Annotated in this window: 10 protein-coding genes and 2 pseudogenes; 7 read left to right on the top strand and 5 right to left on the bottom strand. The window is 64.1% G+C overall.

The features are described from left to right. Nucleotides 1-300 (top strand): annotated as a pseudogene (locus EOA36_RS22010) (hypothetical protein); the annotation flags it as partial. Nucleotides 301-479: 179 nt separating this feature from the next. On the opposite strand, the gene EOA36_RS22005 reads toward EOA36_RS22010, so the two are convergent. From EOA36_RS22005 to EOA36_RS21990, 4 genes and pseudogenes are all read right to left on the bottom strand, one after another. Beyond that, the gene (locus EOA36_RS22005; RefSeq protein WP_245464434.1) at nt 480-1,214 is read right to left on the bottom strand and encodes a terminase family protein; all 735 of its coding nucleotides are present in this window, start codon (nt 1,212-1,214) and stop codon (nt 480-482) included. Nucleotides 1,215-1,649: 435 nt separating this feature from the next. After that, nucleotides 1,650-2,309, bottom strand: a pseudogene (locus tag EOA36_RS22000) (terminase family protein); the annotation flags it as partial. Continuing rightward, nucleotides 2,266-2,661: a hypothetical protein gene (locus EOA36_RS21995; protein WP_127279407.1), complete on the bottom strand. Its 396-nt coding sequence runs from the start codon at nt 2,659-2,661 to the stop codon at nt 2,266-2,268. The gene EOA36_RS21995 and the pseudogene EOA36_RS22000, both read right to left, overlap by 44 nt. A 4-nt stretch (nt 2,662-2,665) precedes the next feature. Further along, nucleotides 2,666-3,028, bottom strand: a complete 363-nt coding sequence (locus EOA36_RS21990; RefSeq protein ID WP_127279406.1) for a hypothetical protein — start codon at nt 3,026-3,028, stop codon at nt 2,666-2,668. A gap of 485 nt (nt 3,029-3,513) precedes the next feature. Here EOA36_RS21990 and EOA36_RS21980 point away from each other — a divergent pair, with 485 nt between their 5' ends. Together EOA36_RS21980 and EOA36_RS21975 are read left to right on the top strand one after the other, a co-directional pair. Further along, nucleotides 3,514-3,783 (top strand): hypothetical protein, encoded by a 270-nt coding sequence (locus tag EOA36_RS21980; protein ID WP_127279405.1) that lies wholly within the window; start codon nt 3,514-3,516, stop codon nt 3,781-3,783. 79 nt (nt 3,784-3,862) lie between these two features. Then, on the top strand, nt 3,863-4,168 hold the full coding sequence (locus EOA36_RS21975) for a hypothetical protein (RefSeq protein ID WP_127279404.1): 306 nt from the start codon (nt 3,863-3,865) through the stop codon (nt 4,166-4,168). A gap of 81 nt (nt 4,169-4,249) precedes the next feature. Here EOA36_RS21975 and EOA36_RS21970 read toward each other — a convergent pair whose 3' ends face one another. After that, nucleotides 4,250-4,678 (bottom strand): DoxX family protein, encoded by a 429-nt coding sequence (locus tag EOA36_RS21970; protein WP_127279403.1) that lies wholly within the window; start codon nt 4,676-4,678, stop codon nt 4,250-4,252. A 635-nt stretch (nt 4,679-5,313) separates the two neighbouring features. Here EOA36_RS21970 and EOA36_RS21965 point away from each other — a divergent pair. The 4 genes from EOA36_RS21965 to EOA36_RS21950 all read left to right on the top strand — a co-directional run bounded on the left by EOA36_RS21965 (nt 5,314) and on the right by EOA36_RS21950 (nt 6,806). Then, on the top strand, nt 5,314-5,493 hold the full coding sequence (locus tag EOA36_RS21965; protein ID WP_015317039.1) for a DUF3606 domain-containing protein: 180 nt from the start codon (nt 5,314-5,316) through the stop codon (nt 5,491-5,493). 244 nt (nt 5,494-5,737) lie between these two features. Continuing rightward, nucleotides 5,738-6,181 (top strand): GFA family protein, encoded by a 444-nt coding sequence (locus EOA36_RS21960; RefSeq protein ID WP_127279402.1) that lies wholly within the window; start codon nt 5,738-5,740, stop codon nt 6,179-6,181. Nucleotides 6,182-6,308: 127 nt separating this feature from the next. Further along, entirely contained in the window at nt 6,309-6,545 is a 237-nt protein-coding gene (locus tag EOA36_RS21955) for a DUF982 domain-containing protein (protein ID WP_127279401.1), read from the top strand. Between the two features lie 15 nt (nt 6,546-6,560). Next, nucleotides 6,561-6,806 carry a DUF982 domain-containing protein gene (locus tag EOA36_RS21950; protein WP_127279400.1) on the top strand — a complete coding sequence of 82 codons (246 nt, stop codon included), beginning with the start codon at nt 6,561-6,563 and terminating at the stop codon, nt 6,804-6,806. The last annotated feature ends 152 nt before the right edge of the window (nt 6,807-6,958 follow it).

The raw sequence follows: 6,958 nt of genomic DNA, 5'->3' as shown, positions 1-6,958 counted from the left end.
GTCTTTGCCTTGTGGTTCTGGAGCACCGATCGGGGCGGGCCGCCGACCTGCGGCCTGGTCAAACGCGCCCATGCCGATTTCCTGTTTCCGCAAATGACCCTGAATGACCGCGAGATCCGCGACTGGCTGCCCGGCTTCGTCGACTATTTCTTCCTCGCCTTCACCAATGCGACGGCGTTTTCACCAACCGACACATTGCCGCTTTCCCGGCGCGCCAAGCTTTTGATGATGGCGGAGGCGATGATCTCGCTGCTGACGATCGCGCTGGTCGCGGCCCGCGCCGTCAACATCCTGGCCTAAGGCAGGTCTACCGAAGTAACCCGGCTTTGGAGCACGCCATGCATGAAAAATCCGAAGATGCGCGTTAGGCCCAGAAACACCAATAGCCCGCCCCGGCGAACCGGAGCGGGCTATTGGTTGTGTGCGATGGCTGTCGCTAGTCCAATGGCATTGCAACACATGCGGGCAATCCGCCATCGTCAATCGGCGCCGAGATCCCGTTCAAAGACCACCTGGTCGCACAACGGAATGCCGTTCACGAGCAGGCCTTCGGGATAACCGGTCGATGGCCCGAACGCATCCCGAACGATGCTGTACATCCGAAAGCCCTGCCGCTGGAACAAGCGAAACTCCTCGAACCAGGGCAAAAGCGTCGAGAACACCTTGAAGCGGCCGCTCTGCATGCGGTCGAGCATCTCCATCAGGCCGGCCTCGACCGAGACCGAGCCATCTGGAAAACGGGCATGGCCGGGCAGCATGTTCAGCCCATGCGCGGCATATTGCCTGGCGAGTGCTGTGCCCGCCCCTTCCAGTGTTTCGCGGCGGCCGTCGCGCGGCCATGCCCAGGGCAGCCATTCGCCCCAGGGTTTGAGCGTCAGCACCTGCATCGCCGGCGTCTGTTGCGAGGCGCGCGCCGCCTTGGTGACATAGACGACGTCGGCCTCCGTATCCCAGGCAAGCTCGACGGCGGCCGAAGGATGATCCCAGCCGAAATCGAGCGCGCCTAGGCGCGGCCAATAGCGCGGCAGGCGAAACGGCTCGCAGGCGATCAGCGCCTCGGCCACCGGAAAGATGCGGCCGGAACCCAGCACCGGAATGCCCCGGGCACGGGCCTCGCGCTCATGCTCGGGATAGGCGGCGACGATCGCCGCGCGTTCCCCGGGCGAATAATGCGCGGCATCGTCGATGGTCATGAAGGTAACGTGGCGGGACATGCAAGCATGCTCCAATAGAGCTTCAGCCATTGATACAACGGCTCGTCAATGCGAAGCTGACACAAGACTTGGGGTAAGGCATGATCCGGATTGCAATCGTTGTCGCCATTGCCACCAGTGCATCGGCATGCACCAGCCAAGCGAATGTTCCCTATTCCAGCAAGGAAACTACTTGCAAAAACTACCCCTCATATATCGCTTTCAGCGGCGGAGGAAAGTGGATAAAGAGCATCGTTAATGCTTGCATCCCGGACACACCAAATAAGTCCTGTGTGCAATACTATGATCGCGGCACCCGACAAACGTTGGTTAGGTGTATGCCACTCACGCGCAAATCGCCGACTGCCGAAGGCCGCGCCAGGCAGCTTGCGGGAAGCAAATACCCCTGATTCATCTTCCGTTGGGTTTCCCCATCCCCTCCACCTCCCCCGCCGACAGGAACAACAACACGACATCGCTCATCCCCAGCAGCGGCGTGAAGGTGACGATGGTGATGCCGCCGGTGGCGTTGGTGCGGGTCAGGCCCTCGGAATAGATGTCGAGCGGCGGCTCCTCGTCGAACCAGACGCCGTGCAGCGTCTCGCCTTGCCATTTCTCGCGGCCCTTTTCGAAGCTCTTGAACGCCAGTACGCTCTCGCCGGCCTGTACGTCGCCGCCGCCGCCATGGCGCACCACGACGCTGTCGAGCGCACCGGGCGCGCTGCGCCCCATGATGGTGTCGGCGATCGCATCGGCCGGGATCATGCCGGTGCCCCATGCCGCCTGCTGCTGCGGCGGGCCGACCAGCACGCGCTGCGGGTTGTCGCGCGTGCCCTCGCCGGTGACGCCGGCGGCCCACAGCCGCACCGGCGTGTCGAAAACCTTGCCTTGCCACCACTGGGGATAGCGGCCGGTGAGGTGCATGGCCCATTCGGCGCCGCCTGCTCTGGTCTTGCCGAGCTGGTTGCCGGCCATGAACAGCCGCTCGCGATTGACCGCGCCGGCCGCGTGAAATTCGGCCTGGCGCTGATACGGTTTGTACGCCGCCAACTGGTTGGCGCGGCGCCGGCGGTCAAGTTCCGCCAGCAGCCCCAGATATTCCGTCTTCGCGGCGATCGGCGGGGTCGTCGAGGAACGGCCTGAGGACGGTTTCGAGGTTGCGGATTCGGCTGCGGATCTCTTCATCGCTCAGTGCGTCCAGATGGTTGATGGCGACATTGAAATCCCTAGGCAGAACCGAAAGCACGATCTTCAGATACTGGTCGGGCTTGTCGGCCCGCACCTCGGCCAGGACGCCGGCGCCATGCGCCCGGAAATCGGCCCGCACGGCGGCGAGAAAATCGTCGCCCAGCGTCTTCTTCGTCCGCTTCGAGCGGGGCGCCTTCGCGGCTGCCGGGGTGGCGGCGGCTTTGCGCCTCGCCGGCCTTGCCTTGCGGCGCTTCGGCGCGACGTCGGTTTCGTCAGCCATCGGCCTACCCCAAGGCATCGCCGGTCGCCGCCTTGGGCGCCTCCGATCTGCTTCGCCGGACCGCCTTCTTCGAGCGAACGGTCTTCTTCCCGGCCCGCTTGGCACGCTTCGGCCTTGTGGCGGGTTTTGCCGCCCCGGCCCGCGCCTTGAGCTTCGCCATGGCGAGGCCGACAGCGCGGCTGTCGATGCCGGCTTGCGGAAAACAAAACCCACCGCTGGCGTCCCGCACCATCCCGATCAGCACGCCGGGCGCGACCGCCTCGACACGGCCGAGCCGCGCCTGCGGCGCCGCGCCGTCGAATTCGCCGATGGCGCTGACGACCTCAAGGCCGTCATCGCCGGTGATGATGGTGGCATAGCGGGGCATGGGATTTCTCGCATCTCGCGGAGGTAGCGCTCTACGGCGCCCCCCTCTGTCCTGCCGGACATCTCCCCCACGAGGGGGGAGATTAAGCACTCGCCGGCTTTCGCCAATTTCCAACGTCTGATGGAGTGGCGGAGCGCCAAAGCTGCCGATCTCCCTCCATGTGGGGGAGATGTCCGGCAGGACAGAGGGGGGCGCTGTCCCGCCAGCATTCAGATTTGCAATCGCAGCGGCGTTCCTGGCATGGCGCCAAAAAACAAAACCCGCCTCGGCGGCGGGTCGTTGGCGCAAATCAGCACCATGGACAAATATGTAGCATGGCTGCCCTCACCCGGTCAACGAGCTTCTAGGAAAAAATTCATATTTTGCTGGAAGGGGCATGACCGCGGCCCTGACATTCATCAGGCTTTTCAACAGCCGGCTCCTGTGAAATCATCAGCGGCAGCTCATGGAATGATTCCCGTCGCACGGCCTTTTAGGAGAGGACGATGGACAGACCAGCCATGGCATCCGTCTTCAGGATGCGGCACGCTCCGGCCACGGTTTCCGGTGTGCGCAGCACTGGCCAGGGCCAGGCGGATCCGATCATCCGGGTGCACTCGCTTGGCGAAGCGATCCGCTTCGTCGCCCACGCTTACCCCAACTACGACATCAGCACCGTCGCCATAGACTGCGGCGACCCCTCGATCCCGCGCCTCGGCAGCCTCGAGGTCAAGGCGGTGTGGCGCGAATATGGCGAGCGCCTGACGCAGGAATAGACGCGTCGGGCCGGCCAGCGTCCTGGGATCGGAAACGCCGCTGACGCGTTTCCACTGCGATCAATGGAGGGAGCAGTCCATGAACGTCGCCAACCTGCAACTCGAAGGCCTGCTGATGGCCGTCGCCTCGATCAACCACGTCCTGGTCAAGAAGGGCGTGCTGACAGCGGAGGAGATCGACATTGCCCTTCGCAAGGCCGAGGCCTCCGAAACCGGCGAGGAGCGATCAGGAGGCATGTCGGCGTCGAGCCGCGACGCCGTCAACTTCCCGATCCGGCTGCTGGAACTCGCCAACCAGTGCCAGCCGGAGGCGGACATGCCGTCCTTCTCGAAGCTGGCCCGCATGGTTGGCCAGATGAAGGAGCCCTACAACGACCAGATGTAAGGTCCTCTTCGCGCCTTGCCGGGCGGGCTGCTTATGCCCTGCCCCGGGGCGGGCTGCTAAGCCCTGCCCCGGGCGGGCTACTTAAGCCCTGCCCGGCCATCCCAGGTTCAGCGCCAGAATCCTTCCCGGTCCATGGACCGCCGCGAACAGCAGCCCGGCCAGGAATGAAAAATGGTCGACGAAGAAGCCGAATTCGGCCTGGTTGCCTGACCAGTGGCTGGGTCCGTGGAAGGCAAAGGCCAGGAACAGCACATAGGCGGCGGCGACCAGGGCGGCCTGCGTGAAGAAGGCGCCGCTCAGCAAACACAGCACCAGCGCAACCTCCAGGATCGCCGCGCACCAGGCGAGGAAGAGCGGGAACGGGAAACCGGCGGCCGCGATATAGCCCGCCGTGGCCTCCATGCCCATGAACTTGAAGGTCACGGCCATCAGGAAGACGGCGGCGAAGATCAGCCGGGCAACGAGGAGGGCCGCGGTCTGCCACGGCGATTGTGCGATTTGCGACGACATGGTTGTTCTCCAGCTTCATCAGCCCCAAGGACGCGCCGCCACGCGCGGATCCGACATGGGCCAGCGATTTTTCATGAGTCGGCGATTTTTTTCTCTCCGATTTCGGAGCACGCGCAGGGCGCCGATCGTCAGCCCCCACAACATGCGCCGGGCATTCATGAACAATTAACGATCCTGAAACTTGTCCGTAACCGGCAACGTGATATTGTTAGCTGGGGCTAATGCACGGCGTGTCCTGTGCAGTGATTTTGGGGTGGGTCGAGTTTTGGGCGCAAGCGTCAGATTGGGGACGAAGTCCTATCTGGTACGGTCACCGGTTCTGGAGTGCGATGGCTGCGGCGGCACCGGACAGGTTTTCCAGTGCCCGCGCTGGACGAGTTCAAACGGCCTTTGCTGTCCCGCCGGCACGCATTACCGCGGCTGCCCCGGCGCCAGCGCGCCCTGCGCCGAATGCGGCGCGACTGACGGCCACGGCGCCGACCCGGCCTTTCCATCGGCCTGAACCGGGGCCGGCCGCAAGCGCCCGGCCGTCGCCGACATCCGCCATGGAACCAGCATGACCGATCCGTGTTATGTCTGACCGCGACATCTAGACGTCCGCGCAACCATGCGGCTTACAGAAAGTGAGGCCAGCCATGCCCGACGACAAATCGAAGACCAAGCAGGACCGCAAGCTGGTCTCGAGCGAGGAGACCTATGAGGTCGCCGCCTTCGCGCGCAAATACGGCATTCCGCAGAGCGAGGCGCAGACCATCATCAAGCGCTATGGCCCCTCGCGCAAGAAGCTCGACAACCACATGGCCGCGCGCGGATAGAAGAACGCGGCCCGCAAGGCGGCAACCATTTCGCCTGGATGGCGTTGAAGATTGCTGCGGGCCGCGTCAACCGGGCCCGGCGGTACGGTGAACAGGATGTCTTTTTCCCGGTTTCTCATCCTGGCCAACGAAATGGCAGACGAGCATCTGTCCCGCCCGGCCCGTGGCATGCCAAACTGACGAAGCATCGGCTGCACAGCCGTATGGCTGACAGCCAGGGTGGCGAAAACGGAGGGCCGCAACCATGTCCGAGACAACACGCAGGACCGGTAGCTGCCTGTGCGGCGGCGTGCATTTCGTCGTCACCGGCAAGCCGTCGCGGGTCGGCCTTTGCCACTGCAAGGACTGCCGCAAGGCGAGCGGTTCGGTCTATTCCGCCTTTGCCATCTGGTCGCGCGATGCGTTCGAGACATCGGGCGAAGTGGCCAGCTACGGCACACGCAGCTTTTGCCCGACCTGCGGCAGCCGCGTCGCCTGGGTCGACGACAACGAGGCCGAGGTGATGCTCGGCAGTCTCGACGTCGCGCCGACGGACCTTGAACCGCAATATGAATTGTGGACCGGCCGGCGCGAAACCTGGCTGCATGCCTTGCCCGACGCCGAGCAGTTCGAGCATGACCGGCCGCTGGCAGAGGGCGCGGATCTGCCAGCGCCGAGAGCCTTGTCGGACGCCGTCGCGAGCGATTGAGCGCAAGCTTGAAAATTGATCGTCCGGACCTGGAACCCTGCCCTGTCGGCCACGTTATCCGGCGCTTCCTCTGTGCATGTCGGCTTGCCCCCGGTTTTGACCGCCATGCGATTCATGGAGACGACCGTTGAACGACAAGATGTTTCCCCGCCCGATCCGCCTGAAATTCGCGCCCGAACGGGAGCGCGTGGTGCGCAGCGCTTGGGAAGGTCTGGAATGCCTTGGTGACTGGCCGGCCGGCCGGGGCCGGCGGTACCGGGCGGCACTGCGCAGCTGCCGCGATGCCCTGGATGGCTGGACGCCGCCGGAAAAGGCGATGCGGGCGATGATCGACGCCGCGCGTGAAGCGCGCATCCTCCAATAGATAGCGGGAAAACCAATGGCCGATTTGATGCTGTCGACACCGCTGCGGGTCAAGCCGCATGGATCGGACACGATCCGTGAGGTGGCCACGCTCCAGGACGCCAGTGAAATCCTCATCGACTGGCCGCATGCCAAGCGCGGCCCTTTCTACCAGGCCGCGCGCGAGAAGATCGAGGCGGCGCTAACCAACAATGAAGGCGCGGCACAGGCACAGGAGGCCTTTACCGCGCTGTGCGATCACGCCGGCCTTCTGGTCCGATAGGCCAAGGCAATGCCCAAACAAAAAGCAGGCGAACTCGCCTGCTTTTTTTGGACCCATTTCGATCATTGGGTGGGCAGATCGCCGTTGACGATCGGGTGGGAACTCTCGAAGCCGAAGCTCTTCGGCGCCATCAGCATCAGGACGATCACAAC

The sequence above is a fragment of the Mesorhizobium sp. M8A.F.Ca.ET.021.01.1.1 genome, assembly GCF_003998025.1.
GTDB lineage: Bacteria > Pseudomonadota > Alphaproteobacteria > Rhizobiales > Rhizobiaceae > Mesorhizobium.
This window is presented reverse-complemented; position numbering and strand designations above follow the sequence as displayed.